The sequence below is a fragment of the Arthrobacter sp. NPDC056493 genome (assembly GCF_042795115.1).
GTDB lineage: Bacteria > Actinomycetota > Actinomycetes > Actinomycetales > Micrococcaceae > Arthrobacter.
Map to the genome: position 1 here is coordinate 15977 of NZ_JBHTSL010000017.1, position 26164 is coordinate 42140.

At 67.6% G+C, this 26164-nt stretch carries 23 protein-coding genes; 12 read left to right on the top strand and 11 right to left on the bottom strand.

Annotated features, from left to right (window positions below):
• Window positions 1–5 precede the first annotated feature (5 nt).
• Both ACFQ50_RS09505 and ACFQ50_RS09510 read right to left on the bottom strand, forming a co-directional pair.
• Complete coding sequence (locus tag ACFQ50_RS09505) at window positions 6–1274, bottom strand: TIGR01906 family membrane protein (RefSeq protein ID WP_377995277.1); 1269 nt, start codon at window positions 1272–1274, stop codon at window positions 6–8.
• Between the two features lie 155 nt (window positions 1275–1429).
• Window positions 1430–2422 carry a stage II sporulation protein M gene (locus ACFQ50_RS09510; protein ID WP_377995278.1) on the bottom strand — a complete coding sequence of 331 codons (993 nt, stop codon included), beginning with the start codon at window positions 2420–2422 and terminating at the stop codon, window positions 1430–1432.
• A 69-nt stretch (window positions 2423–2491) separates the two neighbouring features.
• Between ACFQ50_RS09510 and ACFQ50_RS09515 the strand changes: the two genes are divergently transcribed.
• A complete protein-coding gene (locus ACFQ50_RS09515) occupies window positions 2492–3304 on the top strand; it encodes an RDD family protein (protein ID WP_377995279.1) in 813 nt (270 codons plus the stop codon).
• A 10-nt stretch (window positions 3305–3314) separates the two neighbouring features.
• Here ACFQ50_RS09515 and ACFQ50_RS09520 read toward each other — a convergent pair whose 3' ends face one another.
• The 4 genes from ACFQ50_RS09520 to ACFQ50_RS09535 all read right to left on the bottom strand — a co-directional run bounded on the left by ACFQ50_RS09520 (window position 3315) and on the right by ACFQ50_RS09535 (window position 6950).
• Window positions 3315–4547 (bottom strand): Ig-like domain-containing protein, encoded by a 1233-nt coding sequence (locus ACFQ50_RS09520; protein ID WP_377995280.1) that lies wholly within the window; start codon window positions 4545–4547, stop codon window positions 3315–3317.
• Between the two features lie 151 nt (window positions 4548–4698).
• Window positions 4699–6180 carry an adenosylhomocysteinase gene (ahcY, locus tag ACFQ50_RS09525; protein WP_377995281.1) on the bottom strand — a complete coding sequence of 494 codons (1482 nt, stop codon included), beginning with the start codon at window positions 6178–6180 and terminating at the stop codon, window positions 4699–4701.
• Between the two features lie 52 nt (window positions 6181–6232).
• The gene (locus ACFQ50_RS09530) at window positions 6233–6472 is read right to left on the bottom strand and encodes a hypothetical protein (RefSeq protein WP_331574087.1); all 240 of its coding nucleotides are present in this window, start codon (window positions 6470–6472) and stop codon (window positions 6233–6235) included.
• 94 nt (window positions 6473–6566) lie between these two features.
• Entirely contained in the window at window positions 6567–6950 is a 384-nt protein-coding gene (locus tag ACFQ50_RS09535) for a DUF3499 domain-containing protein (protein WP_377995282.1), read from the bottom strand.
• 122 nt (window positions 6951–7072) lie between these two features.
• On the opposite strand from ACFQ50_RS09535, the gene ACFQ50_RS09540 reads away from it, so the two are divergent.
• Window positions 7073–7585: a metallopeptidase family protein gene (locus ACFQ50_RS09540; protein WP_377995283.1), complete on the top strand. Its 513-nt coding sequence runs from the start codon at window positions 7073–7075 to the stop codon at window positions 7583–7585.
• A 9-nt stretch (window positions 7586–7594) separates the two neighbouring features.
• Here ACFQ50_RS09540 and ACFQ50_RS09545 read toward each other — a convergent pair whose 3' ends face one another.
• From ACFQ50_RS09545 to ACFQ50_RS09555, 3 genes are read right to left on the bottom strand one after another with little or no spacing between them, the layout of a single operon-like run.
• On the bottom strand, window positions 7595–9292 hold the full coding sequence (locus ACFQ50_RS09545; RefSeq protein WP_377995284.1) for a DUF5719 family protein: 1698 nt from the start codon (window positions 9290–9292) through the stop codon (window positions 7595–7597).
• Window positions 9285–12632 (bottom strand): glycosyltransferase family 2 protein, encoded by a 3348-nt coding sequence (locus tag ACFQ50_RS09550; protein WP_377995285.1) that lies wholly within the window; start codon window positions 12630–12632, stop codon window positions 9285–9287. Before ACFQ50_RS09550 ends, ACFQ50_RS09545 begins: the two co-directional genes overlap by 8 nt.
• Window positions 12633–12661: 29 nt before the next feature.
• Window positions 12662–13222: a WhiB family transcriptional regulator gene (locus ACFQ50_RS09555; protein WP_377995286.1), complete on the bottom strand. Its 561-nt coding sequence runs from the start codon at window positions 13220–13222 to the stop codon at window positions 12662–12664.
• Window positions 13223–13571: 349 nt separating this feature from the next.
• On the opposite strand from ACFQ50_RS09555, the gene ACFQ50_RS09560 reads away from it, so the two are divergent.
• Window positions 13572–14270, top strand: a complete 699-nt coding sequence (locus ACFQ50_RS09560; protein WP_377995287.1) for a TIGR03089 family protein — start codon at window positions 13572–13574, stop codon at window positions 14268–14270.
• A 32-nt stretch (window positions 14271–14302) separates the two neighbouring features.
• Here the strand turns inward: ACFQ50_RS09560 and ACFQ50_RS09565 are convergent, their stop codons facing one another.
• Complete coding sequence (locus tag ACFQ50_RS09565; protein WP_377995288.1) at window positions 14303–14869, bottom strand: GtrA family protein; 567 nt, start codon at window positions 14867–14869, stop codon at window positions 14303–14305.
• A 196-nt stretch (window positions 14870–15065) separates the two neighbouring features.
• Between ACFQ50_RS09565 and ACFQ50_RS09570 the strand changes: the two genes are divergently transcribed.
• The 6 genes from ACFQ50_RS09570 (at window position 15066) to ACFQ50_RS09595 (ending at window position 21860) form a co-directional block, all read left to right on the top strand.
• Complete coding sequence (locus ACFQ50_RS09570) at window positions 15066–16259, top strand: 5-(carboxyamino)imidazole ribonucleotide synthase (protein WP_377995289.1); 1194 nt, start codon at window positions 15066–15068, stop codon at window positions 16257–16259.
• A complete protein-coding gene (purE, locus tag ACFQ50_RS09575) occupies window positions 16256–16843 on the top strand; it encodes a 5-(carboxyamino)imidazole ribonucleotide mutase (RefSeq protein ID WP_377995290.1) in 588 nt (195 codons plus the stop codon). Before ACFQ50_RS09570 ends, purE begins: the two co-directional genes overlap by 4 nt.
• 9 nt (window positions 16844–16852) lie before the next feature.
• Window positions 16853–18517: an LCP family protein gene (locus ACFQ50_RS09580; protein WP_377995291.1), complete on the top strand. Its 1665-nt coding sequence runs from the start codon at window positions 16853–16855 to the stop codon at window positions 18515–18517.
• A 31-nt stretch (window positions 18518–18548) separates the two neighbouring features.
• Window positions 18549–19799, top strand: a complete 1251-nt coding sequence (manA, locus tag ACFQ50_RS09585; protein ID WP_377995292.1) for a mannose-6-phosphate isomerase, class I — start codon at window positions 18549–18551, stop codon at window positions 19797–19799.
• A 6-nt stretch (window positions 19800–19805) separates the two neighbouring features.
• Window positions 19806–20759: a lipid II:glycine glycyltransferase FemX gene (locus ACFQ50_RS09590; RefSeq protein WP_377995293.1), complete on the top strand. Its 954-nt coding sequence runs from the start codon at window positions 19806–19808 to the stop codon at window positions 20757–20759.
• Between the two features lie 492 nt (window positions 20760–21251).
• Window positions 21252–21860 carry an endonuclease domain-containing protein gene (locus ACFQ50_RS09595; protein ID WP_377995294.1) on the top strand — a complete coding sequence of 203 codons (609 nt, stop codon included), beginning with the start codon at window positions 21252–21254 and terminating at the stop codon, window positions 21858–21860.
• Between the two features lie 104 nt (window positions 21861–21964).
• Here ACFQ50_RS09595 and glpX read toward each other — a convergent pair whose 3' ends face one another.
• On the bottom strand, window positions 21965–23002 hold the full coding sequence (gene glpX / locus ACFQ50_RS09600; RefSeq protein WP_003797994.1) for a class II fructose-bisphosphatase: 1038 nt from the start codon (window positions 23000–23002) through the stop codon (window positions 21965–21967).
• A gap of 206 nt (window positions 23003–23208) precedes the next feature.
• Between glpX and ACFQ50_RS09605 the strand changes: the two genes are divergently transcribed.
• The 3 genes from ACFQ50_RS09605 to ACFQ50_RS09615 all read left to right on the top strand — a co-directional run bounded on the left by ACFQ50_RS09605 (window position 23209) and on the right by ACFQ50_RS09615 (window position 26016).
• Window positions 23209–23877 carry a DUF4245 domain-containing protein gene (locus ACFQ50_RS09605; RefSeq protein ID WP_377995330.1) on the top strand — a complete coding sequence of 223 codons (669 nt, stop codon included), beginning with the start codon at window positions 23209–23211 and terminating at the stop codon, window positions 23875–23877.
• Between the two features lie 9 nt (window positions 23878–23886).
• Entirely contained in the window at window positions 23887–24501 is a 615-nt protein-coding gene (locus ACFQ50_RS09610; RefSeq protein ID WP_377995295.1) for a carbonic anhydrase, read from the top strand.
• A gap of 87 nt (window positions 24502–24588) precedes the next feature.
• Window positions 24589–26016, top strand: coding sequence for a class II fumarate hydratase (locus tag ACFQ50_RS09615; protein ID WP_377995296.1), 1428 nt, complete (start codon window positions 24589–24591; stop codon window positions 26014–26016).
• The last annotated feature ends 148 nt before the right edge of the window (window positions 26017–26164 follow it).

A 26164-nucleotide genomic window follows, 5' to 3' on the forward strand; every position in this document is an offset into this window, starting at 1 on the left:
GGCCGCTACAGGTTCACGGGCCGGGCTGTGCCTGTGCCTGTCTCCGGAGCGTCGTCGGCGTCGTCATTCACGTCGCTGCCATCCGCGTCCTCATCCTTGCGGGCCTTCCTGGCCGGGGCCAGTCCGCGGCGCCGGCGGGTGGGCCAGGTCAGGATCAGCGTCACCACGGCGGTGATCAGGACAAGGGCGGCGATGACCAGGCCGGCGTCGATCCAGAACTGTCCGGGGAAGAGCCGGATGAGTGTGTCCTCCAGCGCAAACGTCCAGGAGCCGGCGGCAAAAAAGATGCGGTGGAACTCGGTGAAGAACTGCTGCCAGCCGAGGGCGGCCAGCGTGCCCAGCCCGATGATGAGAACCAGCGTCACAATAGAACCGGCGAACAGCCCGCGGCGGACTCCGCCGGGCGTGCGCCGCCGCAGGTAGATGATGGCGATGATGCTGATCAGGACCAGCAGTGCCCCGGCTCCGAAGGCGGACAGGAAGACGAGCTTCACGTCGGCCATGTGGCTGACTTCGCCGTCCTTGAACAGCTTTTCGCCGCTCCGGTTGACCAGTTCGCCCAGGTAGCGCGGACCGGACCAGTTGCCCAGGTAGTCCACGGCGTAGGATCCGTAGGTCATGCGGTCGTCCGCGTTGAAGCCGTAGCCGTCGCCGGGGAAGCCGGGCCGGTGGTATTCGACCCAGAGGAAGAGCGGGCTGGTCACGGCGCGCACGGCCAGGACCAGCAGGATCACGGGGTAGAAAATCGCCAGCAGGACCTGGAAGAACCGCGGCAGCACCGGCTTGGCCCTGGCTGCCTGTTCGCGCTCGGCGTTGCGGCGCTCCACTTCCTCCTGCGGGGGACGGATCTGCAGGGCGGATGTGGGGAGCGGCTCGCTGTAGTGGGTGCCCACGGCGGAGGAACGGGCCGGCTGGCGCGCCTCCGCGTTCCGGCCGGGCGCAGCGCCCGGTCCTGCCGGCGCGCGCAGGCCCGGCTCTGCGTTCGGGTCAGTTTCGGCGTTCCCGGCAGCGGCCGCCTCCGCAGCCTTGCGGTCAGCACGGCTTTCCGGCTGGGCCGCATCGGAACCGGCTGCCGCAGTGGAACCGGCTGCCGGAGCGGGACCGGCTGCCGTGCCGGCAGCGCCCTGCCCCTCGGCGGCGCGCGCTGCAGTCGCGGGCTTCATCCATTCAAACGCCGGCTCGTCGGTGTCCTCCGCGGGATCCAGGGCGGGGCCCGCCGCCGGATCCAGCCGCGGATTAAGGCGTCCGGACGGTGTCGGAGTATTGTCTTTCACTGCAGCTTCACTTCCGTAGGCGTCCACGCTCCATGGTCACCGGGGATGCCGGGCCACGCAGCGCTTTGTATCTCTTCAAGAGCCTACCGTCAGCCGCTCCGGCACCGCGATGTGCCACCCCGCCACCTGCGTGAATAATCGGCTGGCGGTAATAATCAGGCTGCAAGTTCTGTGTAGCCGGAGTCCTGGCTCCCCAGGTCTCCGCGGGCGCCGGAGCGGTGGGCCCGCCCCCCGCACACCAGCACATATGACCAGTATGCCGCCAGCACGGCCGCGCCGATACTGATTTTCGCCCACACCGGCAACGTGCTGGGCGTCACGAAACCCTCCACCAGACCGGAGACAAACAGGACCAGCACCAGGCCAAGCGCCACCGTGATCATGGACCGGCCCTCCGCTGCGACGGCGCGTGACCGGGTCCGGGTGCCCGGCGAGACCATGGCCCAAAAGATTCTCAGCCCGGCCGCGCAGGCCACGAAAACTGCCGTCAGTTCCATCAGTCCGTGCGGCAGGATGTAGCTGAAGAACACGTCCGTCTTTCCCACCGCGGCAAACATCCCGGCGGCCACACCCACACCCTGGGCGTTGCTGAACAGGATCATGGGCACCCAGAAACCGGTGATGCCCAGGGCCACGGCCTGGGCACTGATCCAGGCGTTGTTGGTCCAGACGGCGCCAGCGAACGACGCCGCCGGATTCTCTGAGTAGTAGTCGATAAAGTCCTGCTCGACATACCGCTGGACTTCCGCTTCCGAGGCTACGGCCCGCAGGGCTTCGGGCGAGGTGCCAATCCACAGGGCGAAAGCGCAGCCTACAAGGCAGAACGCGGCGCCGCAGGCCACCGTCAGCCAGCGGATCCGGTACAGGGCGGCCGGAAGCGAGAGCACGAAGAACTGTGCCAGGTCTTCCATAAAGTTCGACCGCGCTCCGGTGAAGCGGGTGCGCGCCTGCGCCAGCGTGGCAGACAGGGATGCGGACAGGCCGCTTTCCGGCCCGGTGGAACGCAGGAGGGAGAGATGGGCGGAGGTGACCTGGTACAGGCGCAGCAGTTCATCGGCGTCGGCACCGCTCAGGCGCCGCTTGTTCGCAAGGTGATGCAGCCGCGACCACGTGTCCGAGTTGACGGCGGAGAAGGCGTCCATGTCCACGCTCCTACCCTAGCCTGCGGAGAACTAGACTAAGGCGACCGGTGGCCGGAACGACGTACGGGGCAGGAATTGAGTCCACTCATCACAGGCGAGGCAGTCGTCCTTGAACTCCGACCGGCGTCCTTCGCCGCCCGCTCCCTGGGCCTGCTGCTCGACGTCGTGGTGCATGCCGCGCTGCTGATCGCCATTCTGATGGCAATGGGCGCCGCCCGGGATGAGCTGGACGAGGCCGCCGCCGCAGCGCTCACCCTGGTCAGCGTGGTTCTCTGCTTCGTCATTGTCCCGGCCACCGTGGAGACCCTGACCCGGGGCCTCTCGCTCGGGAAACTGGCGGCGGGACTGCGGATAGTGCGTGACGACGGCGGGGCCATCCGTTTCCGCCACGCGGTCATCAGGGCGCTGATCGGCTTCCTGGAGATCTACCTGACCTTCGGCGGCGTTGCCATTGCTGTAGCCCTCTTCGACGGCCGGTCCCGCCGGCTGGGTGACATCGTGGCTGGCACCTATTCGCTGCGCCGCCGCGTCCCGGTGGAACCCGCAATCGTCCCCGTCACGCCGCGGCACCTGGCCGCTTGGGCAGAAGCCGCGGACATCGGCCGGATTCCGGATGCCCTGGGACGCCGTGCCGCCCAGTTCGTGCGCCAGGCGCCGCGGATGTCGCCGTTGTCGCGCAGCGGCATGGCCGCCGCCCTCGCCACCGAGATGTCCGAGTATGTGGCACCGTCGCCGCCGCCCGGAACCACTCCCGACGACTACCTGGCTGCGGTGCTGGCCGAACGCCGCAGCCGCGAACTCCGCCGGCTAGGCGCGGCGCGCACGGAAAGCAACCGGATCGGGGAACGGCTGCACCGCCTGCCGTTCACGGCGGCACGGGACAGCTGAGACTGGCGCGTCAGCGCTTCGCGTACTGGGCCCAGGGGATGTTCCAGTCGCCGTAGCCCTCGAGCGGCTCGATTGGTGCGGCGCCCGTATTCAGGACCTGGACGACGTCGCCGGACTTCATGTTGTTGAAGAACCAGGCAGCGTCCACGGGAAGCAGCCCCACACAGCCGTGGGAGATGTTGGCGACGCCCACATAGCTCCATGCGGACTCAAGCGCCTGATGGACGTAGACGCCGGAGGACGTGAGCCGGTTGGCGTACTCCACGGTCAGCGGCGGGTAGTAGCCCTTGTCGCCGGGCTTCAGGCCGATGCTGCCCGCATTGAACTTGGAGTGCCGTTCCTGCTCCATGATCACGGCGTAGCCGGACGGGGAAAGCCAGTCGGTGCCGCCCAGGGTGACGGGCGCGGTCCGGACCAGCTTGCCGTCGAAGTAGACCTTCATGGTCTTGGTGTTGTCGTCCACCACCGCCAGGCGCTGCTGGCCCACCTTGAACTGGACCTTGGCGTTGAAGTTGCCGATCATGCCCTTGCCGAAGTCAACCCCGAACAGCTTCATGTCCACGGTGACTTGGCTGTTGGAGGCCCAGAACTTCTCGGGGCGGATGCGGACCTTCTGGTCCGAATACCAGTGCCAGGCAACAGGCTGCCTGGAGGAGACGGCGATCTTCACGGCCTTTTCCATCGCAGCCTTGTTGGTGACGGGCTCGCTGAAGACGATGTCGATGGGCTGTCCCGCGCCGACCGTGGAGCCGTTCTCCGGGTAGACGGCGGCGTCCGCCTCGTTGGCGGGCTCCACCGTGGTGAAAGTCTGGACCTTCTTGGTTTCCCGGCCCGCCCCATCCACGATGGTGTAGCTGTAGTTGTACGGCGTGTTGAAGGCCAGCGGGTCCACGGCCGTCCACGTGCTGCCGTCGGCGCTGACAGTGCCCTTGACTGCTTCTCCACCGGCGGTCGGCACCAGCACAACGTCCTGGACGCGGCCGTTGACCGCCTTGACGGAGGGCGCCACCGCAGGGTTTACACCTTTGGCGCCGTCGAGCGGGGTCACACCCAGTTCCACGGCCTTGACCACGGGCGTGGCAAGGCCGGGCTCGTTGCGGACGGGACTGGAGGCCTCGGATTGGGGCGCGGGGTTGGCCCAGCCAGGAGCGGTGGCGACGCCGATTCCGCCTGCGGCAACGGCAGCGCAAATGGCAACCACGGCGATGATCTTGCCGGTTTTCCGGTTGTTCTTTTCCGTCATGACTGGTTTCTCCGTGTCCGCCGGGCTGCCGATCGGCATCCGTCCGTGTGCCCAGCGGTAACGCTGACCAGTCAATTTTATCGCAAGGCGGAGCTGACCCCGGCCGCCGTGGAGTGCCACGGCGCGCCGGGGTGCTGCGTCAGGGCCGCTGCTAGTAGCGGTAGTGCTCCGGCTTGAACGGGCCGGCCACGTCCACGTCCAGGTAGTCGGCCTGGTCCTTGGACAGTTCGGTCAGCTCAACACCGAGGGCATCGAGGTGCAGGCGCGCCACCTTCTCGTCCAGGATCTTGGGCAGGACGTAGACCTGGTTTTCGTATTCCCGTTCGCCCTCGGGCTGGTCCTTCTTGGTGAACAGCTCGATCTGGGCGATGGTCTGGTTGGCGAAGGAGTTGCTCATCACGAACGACGGGTGGCCGGTGGCGTTGCCCAGGTTCAGCAGGCGCCCTTCGGACAGGACGATGATGGACCGGGTGCTGTCCGCCGAGTCGCCGCCGAAGACCCATTCGTGGACCTGGGGCTTGATCTCCACCTTCCGGATACCGGGGATCCTGGCGAGGCCGGCCATGTCGATCTCGTTGTCGAAGTGGCCGATATTGCCCACGATGGCCTTGTTCTTCATGCCGGCCATGTGCTCGGCCATGATGACGTCCTTGTTGCCCGTGGTGGTGATGAAGATGTCGCCCTGCTCCAGCACACTCTCCAGCCTGGCCACCTGGTAGCCGTCCATGGCGGCCTGCAGCGCGCAGATGGGATCGATTTCGGTGACGATCACGCGGGCACCCTGGCCGCGGAGGGCCTCGGCGGCACCCTTGCCGACGTCGCCGTAGCCGCAGACGACGGCGACCTTGCCGCCGATGAGGACATCGGTGGCCCGGTTGAGGCCGTCAGGCAGAGAGTGCCGAATGCCGTACTTGTTGTCGAACTTGCTCTTCGTCACGGAGTCGTTGACGTTGATGGCCGGGAAGAGCAGCTTGCCCTGTTCGGCGAGCTGGTAGAGGCGGTGCACGCCCGTGGTGGTTTCCTCGCTGACGCCGTGGATGCCGGCGGCAAGCCGGGTCCACTTCTTCGGGTCCTCGGCCAGCGTACGGCGCAGGACGTCAAGGACGATCCCGTATTCCTCGGGGTCGTTGGCTGCGGCCGCCGGAACGGCGCCGGCTGCCTCAAATTCCACGCCGCGGTGCAGCAGCAGCGTGGCGTCGCCGCCGTCGTCGAGAATCATGTTCGGGCCCAGCTCAGGGTTCGTGTCCGCGCCGGGCCAGGTGAGGATCTGCTCGGCGGTCCACCAGTATTCCTCCAGCGTTTCACCCTTCCAGGCGAACACGGGAACGCCCTGCGGGTTCTCCACGGTGCCGGTACCGACGACGACGGCGGCGGCGGCCTCATCCTGGGTGGAGAAGATGTTGCAGGAGGCCCAGCGGACCTCGGCACCGAGTGCCGTGAGGGTCTCGATGAGCACCGCGGTCTGCACGGTCATGTGCAGCGACCCGGCGATCCTGGCGCCCTTGAGGGGCTGACTGGCCCCGAATTCCCGGCGCAGCGACATGAGTCCCGGCATCTCGTGCTCGGCGAGGCGGATCTGGTGGCGCCCGGCCTCGGCCAGGGAGATGTCGGCAACCTTGTAATCGAACGTCATGGGAATCCTTTGCTGTATCCGGCGTCTAGCCTTCGGCGGTGCTGGCTGGGTGTTAGGCGGTGGGGGCGGCCGCTGCGGGGCCGGCGTCGTGCTGGTCTGACCGGGCGGCCGTGGCTGCGGCGCGGAGCTCCGGCGGAAGCAGCAGCGGAATGCCGTCTTCGATGGCGTACCGGACCCGTTCGCCGCCCTCCGCCGCCGACGTTGAGACGAGTTCCTCGCCCTCCTGGGTCAGAGCCGATCCGGTGACCGGGCACCGCAGAACGGACAACAGTTCGGGACTGATCTTTGGCATGGTGGAGGCTCCCTGCTGGGCACAAGCGCTGAGGCTGACGGATTTCAGCTTCCACCCTACCGCCAGTTCGGTGCCAGGACGGTTCGCGTCGGCGTCAGGACGGTTCGCGCAGGATGCGCAGGTGGCCGCGGCGGGTGCCTTCGGTAGCGGCGGGGGCTTCCAGCGCCGAGTGCGCGGCGCGCTGGCCCGCGGCCGGGGCCGCCGGGCGGGACGCCGCCTCCCGGACGGCGTCGGCCAGGGCGAGAAGGTCGTCGGGGCCGGGCTGGGGCGGCTGCGAGGGCATGGCCAGGCGGAGCACTTCCCAGCCGCGCGGGACGGTCAGCGAACCGGCATGCTGCCCGCAAAGGTCGTAGCAGTGCGGCTCGGCGTAGGTTGCCAGCGGGCCGAGGACGGCGGTGGAGTCCGCGTAAACGTACGTCAGAGTTGCCACCGCGGACTGGCGGCAGGCTGACCTGGAACACTGACGTATTGCACCCACGAAAACACAGAATACTCCGCCTCGGGCACTTTTCCCGACATTGACGAACGGCCCGCGCCACGGCGGCGCGGCTCCGGTCCGGTTATGTCGCGCAAATCATTCGGCGGGTCTAAAGTCTGTATATGCAGTCATCGCACCATGATTCGGGTTTTACGGTCCGGTTGGCTGACCCGGAAACGCCCCGGGACGCCGCCGGGACCCCCGCTGGCCGGAGCTTCACACAACGCCGGCGCAACCGGCACGGCCGCGGCCTCCGTGGCGAACTGCTGTTGCCCACGCTGCCCGGCTACCGGAGCCGCTCGGACCGGTTTGATGAACTGGTTATGGACTCCGCCCAGCGGCTCCATGACATCTGGGGCAAGCCGCTCGACGGCGTCCGGTTCGCCGTGGATGAGATCCCGCCGAACCTGGAACAGTTGCTGGCCGAGGGTTCGCCCGCTCCCCTGGGCTGCTACAGCCCCGCCACCGAGGACGAAGGCCCCATCATCACGCTGTACCGCCGCGTGGTTGAACAGGCCTGCCCCGTCAAGGAGGAACTCCAGGACCTGGTGCATGACGTGGTGGTGGAACACACAGCCGAAATGCTGGGCGTGGCCCCGGAAACCCTCGACCCGGTGTACCGCCGGCGGTACTAGGCCGCGCGGCTAGTAGCCCAGCGTCACCGCTACTTTTTCCTGGCCTTCTGCGCCCGGGGCAATGGCCACGGTGGAAACATCGTTCCGGCCTTCCCGTTCCAGCAGCACGGCGCCGTACGCCGCGCCGCCGGAGGCGGACACAAGATAGCCGACGACGGCCGAGTTGCCGATCTCGTCGGCGGCCTTGAGGGTCGTCGTGGTGCCGGCGGCGATGTCTGCGGTGGCCGCGGTACGGAGTTTCCCGTCGGCCGTGATCGGGGTGTAGGAAATGGTGGCCCTGTCGTCCAGGGCGCCGAAGACGAGTTGCCGCTCCCCGCCCTGGGGAAGCGGGACCACGTGCTGGCTGCCCAGCTGGGCCGTGGCGGGCGACCAACTGAAGTCCAGGCTCTGGCTGGCCTTCAGTCCCCGGCTCACCCGCGCGGCTGCCACGATGCTGACGTCCGACGTCGCGGAAACGGTGTACTTGCCGGCGGGAACACCGGCCAGGGGCACCTCGGTGACGGTGCCGGCCTTCGCCGTGACAACTCCGCCGCCCGGAAGTGCCTGCTGCCCGGCGCGGCCAAACAGCTTCACTTCCACCACGGCGTCCGACGGGCCGGGAACGGTGATCTGCAGCGACGGGCCGGCGTCGTCAAAACCGGATTCGCCGGTGAGTGACTTCACGTCGCCGGCGTCCTGGATGTCTATGCCTGTCACGACCTGGGACGGAGCCGCGGAGATGCCCGGCGAAATGAAATCCACTCCGCCCGAGGTCAGCCCTCGCAGCACGCTTTGCTGGATGAAGGCGCTGACGGGTCCGCCCGAACTTCGGACGTGCACGCTCAGCCGTTCCTCGCCGGGAGCGAGACCGGCCAGGACGATGGAGCGCGTCGACTTCGGCCCCACCAGCAGGCCACGGCTGCCCGAGGCCTTGATGTGCCCGGCCTTCCCGTAAAGCTCAAGGTTCACCGTTGCGGGGGTGGTGGAGGCATTGGTGAGGTGGATGACGCTGCTGCGGCCCACCGCGGTATTGGCGCCGCTGAGCCAGAGGTCGTTCGAGGGTGCCTGGCAGGCGGCCGCCGCCGATCCCTGCAGGTCTCCGTCGGTTGCCGTGTAGGCCATAAGGGCTGCGGCCGCAGGCTGCCGGTTGGCGAGGGCGTCAGCCGAGAGCACGCTGACGTCGTCCACGCCGTGCCCTTCGACGACCCCGGCCAGCACTCCGGAGGAGCCTGCCGGAGACGTCGCCGAGGCGGGCGCCTTGGCGATCCGCTGCAGCTCGGACCCCTTCAGCGCGGAGAGAGCGCTGCCGGGAAGACTGCCGCCCGCCGAACTGACCACCGCCGCGGACACGGCGCTCCTGGCCGTGGCGGATTCGGGGCTGAACTGCGGGTCGGTTCCCACCGGTGTTCCTTCAAGGAGCCTCGCCGGAGCAGGGCAGACGTCCTGGACGCTTCCGGCCGGCACAGCCGCCTCCGCCGCTTTGAAGGGCTGGGCGGCCACCGGCTGCGGCGCCAGGGTAGTCGCCGCTACAACGCCTCCTCCGGCGGCGAGGATGACCACGCCGGAGAGCACCCCGGCCACCATGCCGCGGCGGCCGGCAATGCGGGTGGCCCCACTGGACCGACCTCCGGAAGCGTTGCTGCCGGAAGCGTTGCCTCCAGTAGCCCTGGCTGCCGGTCCGCTGCCCCGCTTAGCCGGCGTCCCGCCGTCGTTCTCTTCCTCATGCATTCTGGTATTCCTTACGCAGGGAGCCTTCGTCCCTGGACAGGCCGGTATTGGGGCGCCGGGCCGGCATTGGCAGCGCCAGCAGGACTGTCAGGCCAATGACGGCGGCCTGCAGGATGCCGGACCAGAGCGCCCAGGGGCTTTCGTACCGGACGGTCACCTGCCCTGCCTGCGGAGGCAGTGTGAAGGCCTGGGACCAGCCGGAGGTGGTGGAGGTGAGTTTGCGGCCGTCGAGCCAGGCGGTCCAGCCGGGATCCGCCCGCTCGGCGAGCACCAGCAGCCGGCCCTCGGGACCCTTGGGCACCGAGGCCTGCACGCCGGTCAGATCCGAGGGAACCAGCCCGATCGTGGCGCCCTTGCTGTCCATGATCCGCACGCGGTGGGCGACGTCGGCGGGCTGCAGGACGGCGTCGTTCAGGGGTGTCACCCGCCACAGCCAGCCCGAGTCGGTAGGCCCGACGGCGGTCAGACCGGGAACCGCGTCCATCCGGCTGGCGGTCAGTTGCGCTGCCGTGTCTGCGGCGCGCAGGACGACGAAGCCGACGCCGAGCCGCTCCAGTTCGGGCCGCGGGTCGACGCCGCGGGCGGCCACCAGGGTGGCCACGCTGGTGCGCAGTGCCGCGGTGACCTCGTCGTCGTCGCGGACCGATTCCTGCCCGGGGTTGCCCAGGATGTCCCGGGCCGCCGCGATGGTTGAGAGGCCGTCCAGGGTGGTGCCGCCTCCGCGCATCAGCGTGGCACTGTACGTTCCGTCTTCGCCGGTGCTGATCAGCAGCGTCCGGGTCTGTTCCGGTCCCTCGCCGCGGTCCACCGCGGTGGCGGGCAGCATCCGCGTGCCCGTGGGGCCCACGAGCCTGGGAGCCCCGAGGTCTGCCGTGTCAGCGTTCGCCGCCGCGTCGGCCGGCTGCACCACATTCTGCACCGTCCAGGCCGCCAGCCCGGCCAGCGGTCCGGCGAGCAGGAGCACCAGCGCCAGCGCCGCGGCACCGCGGGCCACGGCGCCGGGCCGCACTCCCCCGCCACGGGCCGCGCTGTCCGGACCGGAATTGGCCAGCGTCAGAAGACCATCGCCGCCGATGATGGCCGCTCCGAGCAGCGCGAACACGGCTGCGGACACGGCCGGACCGGTGAATGGCACCACGAGCGCCTGCGGGCCGGCCCCGGTGGCGACGTGCGCCGCCAGCCACCCGCCGGCCAGGAAGACCAGTGCCGCGACCCAGAGGGCTCGGGCGATGCGGCCGCGGCGGTCCGCGTGGACCCGGAGCGGAACAAAGAGCGCGGCAACGGCCAGCGCCAGCAGCGGGGCACCGATCAGAAGGGCCAGCAGCAGCGCCCAGGGGACGGAGCCGGCGGAAAACAGCACCAGCCCGGCAAGACCGCCGGCGGGGTCAAAACTGAGTGGCTGTCCCAAGATCTGCTGCCATACCGGGGCGCCGTCGAAGGGCAACGGCAGCCCGGGGTCGGCCAGCAGTGCCCTGGGACGGTCGAGGGTGGACAGCGCAAACGGCACAAACAGCGCAGCGCTCGGCAGCAGCGCCCACCACAGAGTGCGTCCGCGCTTCCCCAGCAGCAGGCTCAGGACAATGATCACGACGGCGGCCGGCAGCAGGAGGGAGGGTGCGGCGGCGGTGATAACCGCCAGCGCCAGGCCGGCGGCTGCCGACGCCGTCCACGACGGCGTGCCATTGATTCCGGGCTTGGCCGGCGGCTGGTCCGCGGGGCTGCCGGCCGGTACAGCGGCGAAGCGGCCGCGGCCGATGGCGGAGCCGGTGGCCCGCAGCAGCGCAAGAACCAGCAGCGGCATCAGAAGGTGCGCCAGCAGGGCGCCGATGCGCCCCTGGTTGACAGCCACCTGCAGGGCGGGCGCCGCAGCCCAGACCAGGGCAGCCGCCAACCGGAAGCGGCGGTAGGAGGTCAGGGCACCGGAAGCGAACCAGGCAGTCAGGCCGGAGAGCGGCATGGCCAGCAGGAGCAGCCAGATCAGGGCGCCGTTGGCGTTGCCGCCGCCCAGCAGGCCAAGGATCCAGATAACGTAGCCGAAGGGGTCGCCGTGCCCCGGAAGCCCGGCGCCCAGTCCAATCCACCAGCTCGAGGCGTGGTGCCAGATGTCCTCCAGCCGGGCTGAGACCGGCAGGAGCGCCCCGCCGGCAGCGGCGTCGGCCTGGAAAAGCGCTGCAAGCCCGGCGAAGGACGCCCCGGTGGCGAGGATGACTGCGGCGACTGCACCGTTGCCCACCCAGCCCCGCTCGTTGGTGGACAGGGCTGCGAAGTCGTCAGTCGAGTCGCCGCTGGGCTGTTCCTCCAGCGGATCGTTGCTGTCCTCGGAGGCCCGCGCGTCGTCCGCGCCCAAGGCTTCCATGAGGGAGCGCCGGTGGCCCCACACTTCGCGCCGTTCGGTCTGCAGGGACTTGACCACGGACCGGCGGACGCGGCGGGTGCGGGCAGCGTTGCGCCGCCCTCGGGCAAGGGCGGCAGGCCTGGCGAGGGCCGCCGTGGTGGCCAGGAGCTGCGAAAAGCCGTACCCGGGATCCTTCACGGCGATGCTGAAGACCAGCCGGAGCAGGCTGCCGAGGAGGGCGCCGACAGCGTGCAGCGGCAGCGCCCACAGCGGGGCGTGCTTGAGCCGCAGGTGGACCTGTGCCCGGCGGGCGGCCGGGGCCGTGCCCAGGGCGTGCGGCCGGTGGGAGACGTGGAACATCCTGGCGCTGGGAACCACCACCACCCGGTGCCCGGCCAGCCGGTTCCGCCAGCAGAAGTCGACGTCGTCGCCCGTGCCGGGAAGTGCCGGGTCGAAGCCTTTGAGGTGCTCCCAGATGTCCCGCCGGACCAGCATGCCGGCGGAGTTGACGGCGAAGGTGTCCGAACGTCCGTCGTACTGGCCCTGGTCGAGTTCGTCCGCCTCGATCAGCGTGAGCCGCTCGGCCCAGCGGCTGGTGGAAAGCCCGACGTCGATCAGGCGCCGTTTGGCGTTCCAGTCCAGTTGCTTGCAGCCCGCGACCGTAACGGAGGGGGCGCGCTCCACGGCGTGCAGCAGTTCGGCCAGCGCTTCTGGGGCAGGTGCCGCATCATCATGCAGCAGCCAGATCCATTCGGACCGGTCTTGCGTGCCGTGCGGGTTCCAGGGGGCCAGGGAGGCCAGGCCGGCCCGCACGGCGGCGCCCATCCCTACCCTGCCGCCGTTGACGGTGATGACGTTGGCGTCGCCGACGGCGCGCTGCAGAAGGGCAGCCGACGTGTCCTGTGAGCCGGTATCCACCCCGATCACGGTGTCCGCCGGCCGGGTCTGTGAGGCCAGCGCTGAAAGCGTCCTGGGCAGATAATCACTGCCGTTGTGGGCTACCACAACGGCAGTGACGTGTACTTCCTGAAGAATTAGACTGCCCGCTTCCTCAGCCGTCGGCGCTCACGCTCGGAGAGGCCACCCCAAATCCCGAACCGTTCGTCATTCGCCAGTGCGTACTCCAGGCACTGCGACCGCACGCTGCACGCTGCGCAGACTTTCTTGGCGTCCCTCGTGGAACCGCCCTTTTCCGGGAAAAAGGCCTCCGGGTCCGTCTGCGCGCACAGGGCGTCGGTCTGCCACCCAAGTTCGCCCTCGTCGTCGAAATCCTGCCCCAGGGGCAACCCGATCCACACCGGCTGGGCCAGGGTGGAGGATGCCGGGTTCCGGATCTCCATGGGGGGATCAAGATCGTCCTCGTCCTGCTCAGGCTGACCAGCCAGCAGGGACTCGTTCTGGAAGGTGTCATGCTGTGCCAGGAAGGCCGTGGCCTGGTCCTGCAACGAGGCAGACGTGTCCTGGTTGTACCGCTCTGCGGCGTCCGGATCAGCCGGATCTACGTACCAGTCGCTGGGTACCCCCCGAGACCTGTACTTTGCTGTGGCCTGGCCGGCCATAACAGCATCATCATGCATACGCTCCGCTTGCCCCATGGCGTCCCCTCCTGAGTAGTGCGGCCCCCCGCCCGGCGATCAGTACACTACGTGGTGTTCCTGAGAGTTCGCCGCGGCTTTTCGATATCTAATTACACGCGTGTAAGTAGGGGGAGTCAAGCCGCGACGGAATAATAATCAATCCCCCGGGCGATCGGCAGGTGCGCCACGCCCGGGAATTATTTTTCAGCACCGCGCGGCGGCCGTCCGGAATTTGACAGCAACCTTAGTATCCAGCCCGGCGCGACCGCAATTCCGCCAATTCTTTCGCGTTCCGGGAGAGTAAGGCAAACAACGTTACAAACTGTTGTGCCGGAGATCACGCCGGAAGGCGTGGCAAGATGAAGCCATGAACATCCCGGCCACTGACCTCATGACGGCCCTGCGCTCGGGCCACTCCACCTCGCCGCGCCTGACCTGGTACGGCCCCGACGCGGAGCGGGTGGAACTCTCCGGGCGCGTGCTGGACAACTGGGTCGCGAAGACCAGCAACCTGCTCCAGGACGAACTCGACGCCGAACCGGGAATGCGGCTGCGGCTTGACCTTCCTGCGCACTGGAAATCCATCATCTGGGCCCTTGCCGCCTGGCAACTGGGCATGGAGGTGGTGCTCGGATCAGGTGAAGCGGACCTGCTCGCCACGTCCGAACCGGACGCGGCAGAGGACGGATTCGACGCCGTCGTTGCAGTTCCGCTGCCGGCCCTGGCAATGCGGTGGCCCGGCGACCTGCCCGCCGGAGTTCTCGACTACGCCGCGGAGGTCCGCTCACACGGCGACGTGTTCATGGCCCACAACGACCCCGATCCCGGAGCTCCTGCGGTCCGCAGCTCAGAGGGTGCGGCCGTCCGCCACGAAGCCCTCCTGGCGGAGTTTGCTGCCGGACACGAGCCGAGCGCGAGGCTCCTGGTGCGCGCGGCCGACGGCCTCGAGTCGGCGCTGGCCAACGCGCTTGGCGCGTGGAAAAGCGACGGTTCCGTGGTCCTGGTCCACGGCGACGTGGAGCTGACAGACAAGCTTCTCGCAGCGGAGCGCGTCCACGGCGACTGAGCCGCTGGCCGGGCATGGCCCCGGGGATGCGACTAGCTCGGCCGGACGGGCCGCTCGGGGTCCTCCACGTCCGGTTCCAGGACGCGCTCCGCCGGATGGGCGGAGTGGTGGTGGACCTCGATGATCTCGTGGTCGTGCGAGAACTCCGGCTCCTGGTCCAGTTCCTGGTTGAAGACGAGGAACCGGTACGCAAAGAAGCGGACGACCGTCGCAACCAGAATGCCCACCACGCCAGCGGCGAAGAGCATGTTCTTGTCCGTGACGCCCAGCGAATACTTCGCCAGGGCCGTAAACCCCGTGGAGATGCCGATGCCGATGCCGTTGATGAGGATGAACATCAGGAATTCACGCACCACGTTGGCCTGGCGGCGGTGCCGGAACGTCCACAGACGGTTGGCAATCCAGGAGAACACGGTGGCTACGGTGGCGCCCACAAAACGGGCCTTGGCCTCGCTGTCCGTCATGGGTCCGTGCATCAGGTAATAAGTCAGCCCGTTGTCAATGACAAATGCCACACCGCCCACGGCACCGAACTTCGCCACCTCGCGCCAGAAAAGCGAGGCGAGTCCCCGGATGCGCTCTGCAAGTGTGTTAATCATGACCCTCCGTGGCCGTCTGAATACTGGGGGCCGTTGGGCCAAGCTCCCATTTTAGCCCCGTTTCCCGGGAGTATCCTCGGAGCACCCCTGCCCTGGACGGCGCCATCCGCAGCCGACCCACTAAATTCGTGCGACTTGGGGAGCTTCACAGCCATTAAAGACGGCAACCGCGATCCTTTTCTGTAGGCTGGAAGATGTGACTTTTCCAGTAATCGGCGTGGTTGGCGGCGGCCAGCTTGCGCGCATGATGGCCCCCGCCGCCACCGCCTTGGGCTTTGAACTCCGTATTTTGGCCGAAGGCGAAGACGTATCCGCGGTCTCCGCGGTCCCCAACGCCCCCGTGGGCGACTACAAGGACCTCGCGGCCCTGATGGAATTCTCCAAGGGCCTGGACGTGATGACCTTTGATCACGAGCACGTCCCGGGTGACCACCTCTATGCCCTGATCGAGGCCGGCGTCAACGTCCAGCCCGGCCCTGACGCGCTGGTTAACGCCCAGGACAAGCTGGTCATGCGCGCCGCCATCGACCGCCTGGAACTGCCCAACCCGGAGTGGGCCGCGGTGGACGACGTCGCCGGCCTCATCAGCTTCGGGGACCGGATCGGCTGGCCCGTGGTGCTGAAGACCCCGCGCGGCGGCTATGACGGAAAGGGCGTGCGCATCGTCGGCTCCCCCGAGGAAGCCGCGGAGACCGCCGACTGGTTCGAATCCATGAGCCCGCTCCTCGCCGAGGCCAAGGTCGACTTCAGCCGTGAGCTCTCGGCACTCGTGGCCCGCACTCCGGACGGGGCGTCCCGCGCCTGGCCGGTGGTCCACACCATCCAGGTGGACGGCGTCTGCGACGAAGTGATCGCGCCGGCACAGAACATCTCCCTGGAGGTGGCTGCCGCCGCCGAGGAGGCTGCCCTCCGGATCGCGAACGAACTCGGCGTCACCGGCGTCATGGCCGTGGAGATGTTCGAGACGCCGGGCACCGGCGCCGGCTTCCTGATCAACGAACTGGCGATGCGCCCCCACAACACCGGGCACTGGACGCAGGATGGCTCCGTCACCAGCCAGTTCGAGCAGCACCTGCGGGCGGTCCTGAACCTGCCGCTCGGCGCCACGGACGTCCTGGGCCAGGTTGCCGTGATGAAGAACTTCCTGGGCGGCGACAACCAGGATCTTTTCTCCGCCTTCCCGGCCGCACTGGCCACAGAACCGGCCGCCAAGGTCCACTGCTACGGCAAGTCCGTGCGTCCCGGCCGCAAAATCGGCCACGTCAACCTGGTGGGCGCGTCCGCTGCGGACGTCGACTCCCTCCGCCAGCGCGCCACCGCTGTGGCAAACATCATCCGCGACGGCCGGCTGCCGGCCGCGGCAACAGGCACCACCGAGGAGACCCCATGAGCCCCGAATCCGCTGCAGCCCCGGAAACCGGTGCCCCCTCCCCCCTCGTAGGCCTCGTCATGGGCTCGGACTCGGACTGGCCCGTCATGGAGGCGGCGGCCGACGCCCTGGCCGAGTTCGGCATTCCGTTCGAGGCGGATGTTGTCTCGGCCCACCGCATGCCCACCGAAATGATCCGCTACGGACAGACCGCCCACGAGCGCGGCCTCCGTGTCATCATTGCCGGCGCCGGCGGTGCCGCGCACCTTCCGGGCATGCTGGCGTCGGTCACTCCCCTGCCCGTGATCGGTGTGCCGGTCCCGCTCAAGACCCTGGACGGCATGGATTCCCTGCTCTCCATCGTGCAGATGCCCGCCGGGGTCCCGGTGGCCACGGTTTCCATCGCCGGGGCGCGGAACGCAGGCCTGCTCGCCGTCCGCATGCTGGCCTCGGGCACCGACGAGCTCGCTGCCCGTCTCCGCACGGAACTCCTGGACTTCGCCCAGGAACTCAACGACGTGGCGAGCCGGAAGGGCGCCAACCTCCGCCAGAAAGTCAACGAAGTCTTCTCCGACTCAAACGTGGCTCTCCGGAGCAGCCGATAGGGATCTGCCATGTCCAACACCGAACTGCCGTCCATGGGCCCACTGTCGGATCCCGTCCGCAACCCGTCGAGCGCTGCTGAACCTGTCCGGACCAAGCGCGCGTTCCTGCTGATCGTGCTCACGCTGCTGGTGCCCGGGAGCGCCCAGATCGTGGCCGGGGACCGCAAGCTTGGCCGGATCGCCCTGCGCGTCACACTCAGCGCCTGGCTGCTCGTGGTCCTTGCCCTGGTACTGCTGTTCACCAACCGGACCCTGCTGATCAACATCATCACCAATCCGGTTGCCTCGCTGCTCATCGTCCTGGTCCTTGCCGCGCTGGCAGTGGGTTGGCTGGTGCTGTTCGTCAACACCCTGCGTCTCATCCGGCCGGTGCTGCTACCCACCAGGATGCGGCCCGCCGTCGTCATTGCGCTTGTCCTCGCCATGGTGGTGAGCAGCGGATCGCTGGGCTACGCGGCGTACCTGCTCAACGTCAGCCGGAATGCGATCGGCAGCATCTTCAACGCCAACGGCCCGGCCATCGACCCGGTGGACGGCCGCTACAACTTCCTCATGATGGGCGGCGACGCCGGTGCGGACCGGACCGGCCGCCGCCCGGACAGCCTGTCCGTGCTCAGCGTTGACGCCAAATCCGGCCAGACGGCCATCATCTCCGTGCCGCGTAACCTGCAGAACGCCCAGTTCAGCGAGGGTTCGCCGATGCGGAAGGTCTATCCGGACGGCTACAACTGCGGCGACGAGTGCCTCATCAACGCCATCAACACCGAGGTCACGAACAAGCACAAGGACCTCTACCCCGGCGTTGCCGACCCAGGTGCGCAGGCAACCCTGGAAGCAGTCTCGGGCACGCTCGGGATCAAGGTGCAGGCGTATGTGCTGGTGGACATGGACGGCTTCGCGAAGCTCATTGACGCGATGGGCGGCATCCGGATCAAGGCCGGCGGCTGGGTGCCCATCAGCGGCGACATGATCGACGAGGCCAACGGCATCCACGGCATGCCCCTGGGCTGGATTCCGGCCGGCGACCAGAAGCTGGACGGCTACCACGCCCTCTGGTACGGCCGGTCCCGGGAGTTCGTGGACGACTACGCCCGGATCCAGCGGCAGCAGTGCGTGCAGCAGGCCATGCTCAAACAGCTGGACCCGGCAACACTGCTGTCGAAATTCGAGGACATCGCCAACGCCGGCACCAAGGTGGTGGAGTCCAACATCTCCTCCAGCCAGCTCGGCAGCTTCGTGGACCTGGCCATGAAGGCCAAGGGCCAGGACGTCAAGAGGCTCACCATCGGTCCGCCGGATTTTGCGGCGTCCTTCTCCACGGTGCCCGACTTCGACCAGATCCATGACCGGGTCAGGAAACTGCTCGCTTCCGCCAGCTCCGAATCGTCGCCGGCCGCCGCCCCTGAGGGCACGGCGACCGAAGACACGCTGCTGCAGCCGCGTTCCGTGCCCGGCAGCGGGCTCTCCGCCGCAGGTGCCGGAGGTCCCCTGGCCGGACTTCCGGCCACCACCCCCTCACCGGCACCATCGTCGTCGTCGGACTTCACCCCGGTGACCACCACCCCTGAGGGGGAACCGATCACGGAAGCGATGCTGAACCAGTTCAAGCGCGAAGGCAACGAACAGGCCATCCGCGACCTTGTGGCCACGAACGGCCAGTGCGCACCGCTTTGAGCATTTACACCAAAAGAGGGGGACACGAGGCGTGTACCAGATAGATAATGTCCTGCGCCGGTATGCATGGGGATCGACGACGGCGATCGCCGGCCTGCTCGGGCGGCCGGCGTCCGGCGGTCCGGAAGCCGAGCTGTGGATCGGGGCCCATCCGGACTCGCCGTCGGTGGCCATCCGGAGGGACGGCACGACGACGCCGCTGGACGCACTGATCGGTGAGGACCCGGAACATTTCCTGGGCGCGGCTTCGGTGGCCGAGTTCGGTCCGCGGCTGCCGTTCCTGGCTAAGCTCCTCGCCGCGGCAAAGCCGCTGTCGCTGCAGGTGCACCCGAGCCTTGAGCAGGCCAGGGCCGGTTACGCCCGCGAAAACGCCGCCGGCATTGCGGCCGACGCGGCAAACCGAAATTACCGGGACGACAACCACAAGCCGGAAATGATTTTCGCTTTGACCCCGTTCGAGTCGCTGTGCGGTTTCCGTGCACCGGAGAGGTCCCGCGACATCTTCCTCCACCTGGCAGGCTGCCTTGAGCTTCCCGGGAACGGCGTGCCGCAGGTTCTGAAGGACGTCATCGAGGACCTCTCGCAGCCCGAGGAGGAGAAGGCGCTGAGGTCGGCGTTCGAACGGCTGATCGCAGGCGGCGAGGCAGTCAGCGAAGCGACGGCCCGGGTGGTCGACGTGCTGGCCTCCGGCGCACCCATGGCTCCCTACCAGCTGGAACTGTCCACGGTACTGAGCCTCAACAGCGAATACCCCGGAGATCCCGGCGTGCTGATCTCCCTGCTGCTCAACCGGCTGTCCCTGCAACCCGGCGAGGCCGCCTACCTTCCGGCCGGCAAAGTCCACGCCTACCTGCACGGCCTCGGCGTCGAGGTGATGGCGTCCTCGGACAACGTGCTCCGCGGCGGACTGACACCCAAGTTCATCGACATTCCCGAACTGCTGGACACCATCGTCTTCGAGTCGGTGGGCTTCCCCATGCTCCGGCCGGAGACCTCCGAATTCGGACAGGAACTGTACTTCCCGCCCTTCCGCGAGTTCCAGCTTCAGCGCATCGAACTGAAGCCGGACGGCGAGCCTGTTCCGCTGGCGCAGTCGGGCGCCGCGGTGGTCATTGTGGTGGCCGGTTCCGTGATCCTTGACTCCCCGAAGGGCGACCTGCAGCTGGAGCACGGCACAAGTGCCTTCCTGCCGGCTGCCGAAGCGCCCGTGAACGTCCATCCCGTGGCCGGGGCGTCGGAGAATGCCGTGGCGTTCGCCGTGACCACCTCGACAAAGGCCTGACCCGCTGTGGAGTATTTCCTGCAAACGAAAGCCTGGGAGGACTTCCAGAAGTCGCTGGGCCGCCACGTGCACCGGCAATCCGGTCCCGGCTGGAGCTTCCTGGCCATCGAGGAGAAGAACCCCGCGGGCAAGGTCCTGTATGCGCCCTACGGTCCTGTCGCCGAGTCGGTTGAGGCCTTCGACGCCGCGCTGGCAGCCCTCCGCGGGCTGGCCAGGTCCTGCGGTGCCGTGTTTATCCGGATCGAACCGGTGGGCCTCGATCCTGAGAGTGGGCCCGGGATCCTGCGGAACCGTGGGCTGCAGCCGGCCCCGGTGAACCAGCAGCCCGAACTCAGCTGGATCGTGGACCTGGACCGGGATTTCAAGGAAGTCCTGGCGGAGATGAAGCCGGTCAACCGCAACCTGTACCGGAACATCCATAAAAAGGGCGTCACGTTCCGCACCACCCAGGATCCCGACGACATCCGGGTGCTCCTGAACTTCCTGCACATGACGGCACGGCGGAACGGCTTCAAACCGCAAAGCGACGAGTACCTGACGCAGGTGGCCCAGTCCCTCATGCCGGCGGGCGCAGCAACCCTGTTCATCGCCGATCTGCACGGCGGCCCGGTGGCGGCAGCGCTGGCCTACGATTCGGCCGACACCCGGACCTACGCCCACGCGGCCATGGATGACACGCACCGCAAGCTCAGCGCGGGCATTCCTCTCCTGGTGACGCTCATGGCCGATGCCCGGGAGAAGGGCCTGAAGCACGTGGACCTGTGGGGCGTGGCCCCGGCCGACCAGCCCGACCACAAGTGGGCAGGGTTCACCGCATTCAAGAAGTCGTTCGGCGGGCGTGAAATCGCCTACCCGGGCACGTGGGACCTGCCCGTCAACCGCCCCCGGTACGCGGCCTACCAGATGGCCCGCAGCCTCCGAGACGGCATCAAGGCCCTCATCAAGCGCCTCACCCCCTGAGCGCGAACGAACACTTAAGCCCCACCCCCTGAGCGCGAACGAACACTTAAGCCCCGCCCGCCGGAGATTCCCGGGCCCCAAGTGTACGTTCGCGCTCCATGCGGGGATTGCACCTGTGGATAACGTTCAACGTGCCCTTGGGCCGGTGCAAACTGAAGCATGGGTCTCTCGCCGCTTCCGTCTGACTTGCTCGGAGGATCATTCACTTCATCCGACGCCGCTGCGTCCGGGGTGTCCCGGCGGCGCCAACGCAAACCTGACGTAGCCATTCCCTCACGCGGGATCCGCGTTCCACTGCAGGGGGATGCGACAACTCCGGCGAATTTGCGCGCCTACACTGCGCTCGATGACTCGTCAACTCTCACCCATCACTCCGGCGCCCGCATCTGGGAGTTTGGTCTTCCTGGCTGGATGCAGGAGGACTGGAGGATACATGTTGCGCGTGACCGAAACGGAAGTCAGCCGCGGCGGCGAAACGTGGTCGGTCACCGGATGACGTTCAAACCCGGCGAGGTAGTCACGCACGCCGGCGTCCGGGTTACCTCGGCTGCCAGGACGTGGCTCGATCTCGCCGGCCTTCTCAGTGTTGACGAGCTAATCGCCGCAGGAGACTCGGCGGTAGTTGCCCACGGGCCTGAATTTCCGAAGCCAAGGACCCCGCTGGCCACGATCGATGACCTGCGGCGAATGGTTGCCTCGCATCCTGGCATGCGCGGAATGAAAACCGCACGCTTGGCGCTCCCCGAGATCCGCGTCGGATCGGATTCGCCGCAGGAAACCAGGATGCGGCTGATTCTGGCCCGCACGAAGCTTGGAGAACCGGTCCTGAACTATGTCATCCACAACAGCTGGGGGCAGGCAGCGGTATGGCCGGACGCCGCCTATCCGGAACACCGGCTGGCGCTGCAATACGATGGCGGGCACCATTCGTTTCCGGACCAGGCTGCGCGCGACAGGAGGCGGAAGGAGACCACCGAACGCCTCGGCTGGACGGAACTGAGGATCTTCAAAGATGACCTCGACGGCGATAAGCCGTTTGTCCTCGAAAAAATCAGGGCAACGATTCTGGGTCAGCAGCGTCGCCGGGCGTCGGGAACCTGAACGTCGGCTGACTCGCAAGCAATCGCGAATGAACACACTTGAGCCCCGGATCCGTGACGGATTCGGGGCTCAAGTGTTCGTTCGCGCTGGAGGAAAGCGGAGGGCTAGCTCTTGCGGGCGTAGCCTTCCCACTTGCTGGCCTGGTGCTCGCCGTCCACGAAGCGGATGGTGCCGGACTTGGAGCGCATGACGATCGACTGCGTCAGGACCTTTTCCTTGTTGTACCGGACGCCGCGGAGCAGGTCGCCGTCGGTGATGCCGGTGGCGGCAAAGTAGCAGTTGTCGCTGGTGACGAGGTCGTTGGTGGACAGGACCCGCTCGAGGTCGTGGCCGGCGTCGATCGCCTTCTGCTTCTCGTCGTCGCTGGTGGGCCACAGCCGGCCCTGGATCACGCCGCCCAGGGACTTGATGGCGCAGGCGGCCACGATGCCTTCCGGGGTTCCGCCAATACCCATCAGGGCGTCCACGCCGGTGCCCGAACGGGCAGCCGCGATGGCTCCGGCGACGTCGCCGTCCATGATGAACTTGGTGCGCGCGCCGGCTTCGCGGATCTCCTCGACCAGCGGGCGGTGGCGGTCACGGTCCAGAATCATGACGTTGAGCTGGTTGACCTTCACGCCCTTGGCCTTGGCGATCAGGTGCAGGTTCTGCTTGACGGGCAACCGCAGGTCAACCATGTCGGCGGCCTCAGGACCGGTGACCAGCTTCTCCATGTAGAACACGGCGGAGGGGTCGAACATGGAGCCGCGCTCGGCGACGGCGAGGACGGCGAGGGCGTTGTTGATGCCCAGTGCGGTCAGGCGGGTACCGTCGATGGGGTCCACGGCGACGTCGCACTCAGGACCGGTGCCGTCACCAACCTGTTCGCCGTTGAACAGCATCGGGGCCTCGTCCTTTTCGCCTTCACCGATGACCACGACGCCGTTGAAGTGGACGGTCTGAAGGAACGAACGCATCGCGTCGACGGCGGCGCCGTCGGCCTTGTTCTTGTCGCCGAAGCCAACCCAGTGGCCACCGGCGATCGCCGCGGCCTCGGTGACGCGGACAAGTTCAAGAGCGAGGTTGCGGTCCGGCTCGTCAATGCCGACGGCGAGCGACGGGGAAAGCGTTGAGTACTTCTGGGTAATGGACGCTGGTGACACGTGAACCTCTTCTTCGAGTGGCGATCATTGAACCCGCGAGGCCTGAGTCGACCATCGCGGTGATTCCTCTGTAACTGATCATAGTCGCCGCCGCAGGGCCCCGGGGGGCGGATTACCCCGGCCCGTAACGGACGGCGGGCCTCACCGCCGCCGGCTTCGAATGTGAGTTCGGACCCCGCATGCGCGACTATAGAAGAGTGAGTGATATGCAGGACCAGTCCGCCCCCTCGAGCCGCGTGCAGGCTCCCGCCCCCTCCCCCTCCTCGGCGGGCCAGCCCGTCAGGCCCGTAATCCCCGCGGCTGCCGCCAAACGGGCCAATGCCTCGGTGATCGGCATGATCATCGCCCTGCTGGTCAGCGTCGCGGCGTTCCTGCCGATCGTCCTGATGAATCCGTCCCCGAAGTCGGACGGCTTCCGGCCCAACATTGACGTCAGCGCCGTAGCCGGGAACGCCGCAGGTGTGGCGGGATTCACACCGGTGGCCCCCGCGCCGGGCGACACATTCCATCCGAACTACGCCCGCTGGGCCGCGGCCTCGGGCACGGGCGTCGCGGCCTGGGAGGTGGGGTACGTGACCCCGAAGGAAAAATTCATCGGCCTGACGCAGACCAGCAAGGCCAATCCCACCTGGCTCCTGCAGCAGACAAAGAACGCCCCCGTCACCGGCACGCGCAACGCCGGCGGCAAGGAGTGGGAACTGCACGACACGGGCAAGGGCGAGAAGAGTATGGTGCTCGCCTACCGCGGCACCACCGTGGTCCTGGCGGGCGACGCCAATCTGGAGGAATTTGCGGTCCTGGCAGCCGCCGTCGTCAAATCCCTGGAAAGTAACCCTGCTGTCATTGTTTCCCCCTCGGCGGGCCCCACACCGTAAGGTGGGGCCGTGACGACATACCTGACTCCTGCCCTGGCCTGGCGCCGTCTGCGCGAAGGCAACGAACGCTTCGTAACCGGCGAATCCTCGCACCCGAACCAGGATGCCTCGCGGCGCTCCTCGCTCGTGGAGAACCAGCATCCTTTCGCAGTGATCTTCGGCTGCTCGGACTCACGGCTCGCCGCTGAAATCATCTTCGACGTCGGACTCGGCGACGTTTTCGTCGTCCGGACCGCCGGCCAGGTCATCGACGACGCCGTCCTCGGCTCGCTCGAGTACAGCATCGGCGTGCTGGGCGTCCCGCTGATCGTGGTGCTCGGCCACGACAGCTGCGGAGCGGTCAGCGCCACGAAGGCCGCCGTCGAAACCGGCCAGATGCCGGTCGGCTTCATCCGCGACCTCGTGGAGCGCATCACGCCGTCGGTCCTCACCTCCCTGCGGAACGAGCAGACCGAGGTCAACGACATGGTGGTGGAGCACGTCAAACAGACCTCACAGCGCCTGGTGGACAGCTCGCGTGTGATTTCGGACGCAATCGAGTCCGGCCGGGCCGCGGTCATCGGGCTCTCCTACAGCCTCGGCGAGGGCCACGCGGAGCTTGTTTCCGGAATCGGCAACCTCTAAAAACCTTCCGAAAGCGCCCGGGCGGGCCGCCTGTAGCAAGCCGTTCACGGTTTTCGATGCGGCGCCCGGGCGTCCTAAGCTAGCCCCATGACTTCCACTGAAGAGTTCCGCATTGAACATGACACGATGGGCGAAGTCCGCGTCCCCGTGAACGCCCTGTACCGCGCGCAGACGCAACGTGCAGTCGAGAACTTCCCGATCTCCGGAAAAACCCTGGAACGTGCTCACATCGAGGCGCTGGCCCGGGTCAAGAAGGCCGCTGCCCAGGCCAACGCTGAACTGGGTGTGCTCGACGGCGAGCTGGCCAAGGCGATCGCGGACGCTGCCGACGAGGTGGCGGCGGGCAAGTACGACGGCGACTTCCCCATCGACGTTTTCCAGACCGGCTCCGGCACGTCCTCGAACATGAACACCAACGAGGTCCTCGCCGAACTGGCTTCGCGCGCCCTCAAGGCTGCCGGCAGCGACAAGGTGGTCCACCCCAACGACCACGTTAACGCCTCCCAGTCCTCCAACGACGTGTTCCCCACCTCCGTCCACGTAGCGGCCACCTCGGCCCTGATCAACGACCTCATTCCGGCCCTCGGCTACCTGGCCGAATCGCTGGAGCGCAAGGCCGTTGAGTTCAAGGACGTCGTCAAGTCCGGCCGCACGCACCTCATGGACGCCACCCCGGTCACCCTGGGCCAGGAATTCGGCGGTTACGCCGCGCAGGTCCGCTACGGCATCGAGCGCATCAACGCTTCCCTCCCCCGCGTGGCTGAAGTTCCGCTCGGCGGCACCGCCGTGGGCACCGGCATCAACACCCCGGCCGGCTTCCCGGAGCGCGTCATCGAACTGCTCGCCACGGACACCGGCCTGCCGCTGACCGAGGCCCGCGACCACTTCGAGGCACAGGCCAACCGCGACGGCCTCATCGAAGCCTCCAGCCAGCTGCGCAACATCGCGATCTCCTTCATGAAGATCAACAACGACCTGCGCTGGATGGGCTCCGGCCCCAACACCGGCCTCGGCGAAATCGCCATCCCGGACCTGCAGCCGGGCTCCTCGATCATGCCCGGCAAGGTCAACCCGGTCATCTGCGAGGCGTCCATCATGGTCTGCGCCCAGGTCATCGGCAACGACACCGCCATCGCCTGGTCCGGCACCAACGGCGCCTTCGAGCTGAACGTCGGCATCCCGGTCATGGCCGCCAACCTGCTCGAGTCCGTGCGCCTGCTGGCCAACACCAGCCGCGTCATGGCCGACAAGATGATCGACGGCATCACCGCCAACGTCGAGCGCGCCCGCTTCCTCGCCGAGGCCTCGCCGTCCATCGTCACCCCGCTGAACAAGTACATCGGCTACGAAAACGCCGCCAAGATCGCCAAGACCGCCGTAGCCGAGGGCCTCACAGTCCGCCAGGCAACCGAGAAGCTCGGCTTCGTCGGTGAAGGCGAAGGCAAGGTTTCCGAAGCCGATCTCGACAAGGCACTGGACGTCACCACCATGACGGCCCCGGCCCACAAGGCATAACTTCCAAAAAGTACGACGGCGGTCGCTCACCTTCTGCGCGAAGGCGGGCGGCCGTCGTCGTTCTTTTCGTTCCGCTCCCCTTGGAGTTTTTGTCCAGATATCGCGAGTTGGGGGCACTCCAACTTGCGATATGTGGACAAAAACTCAG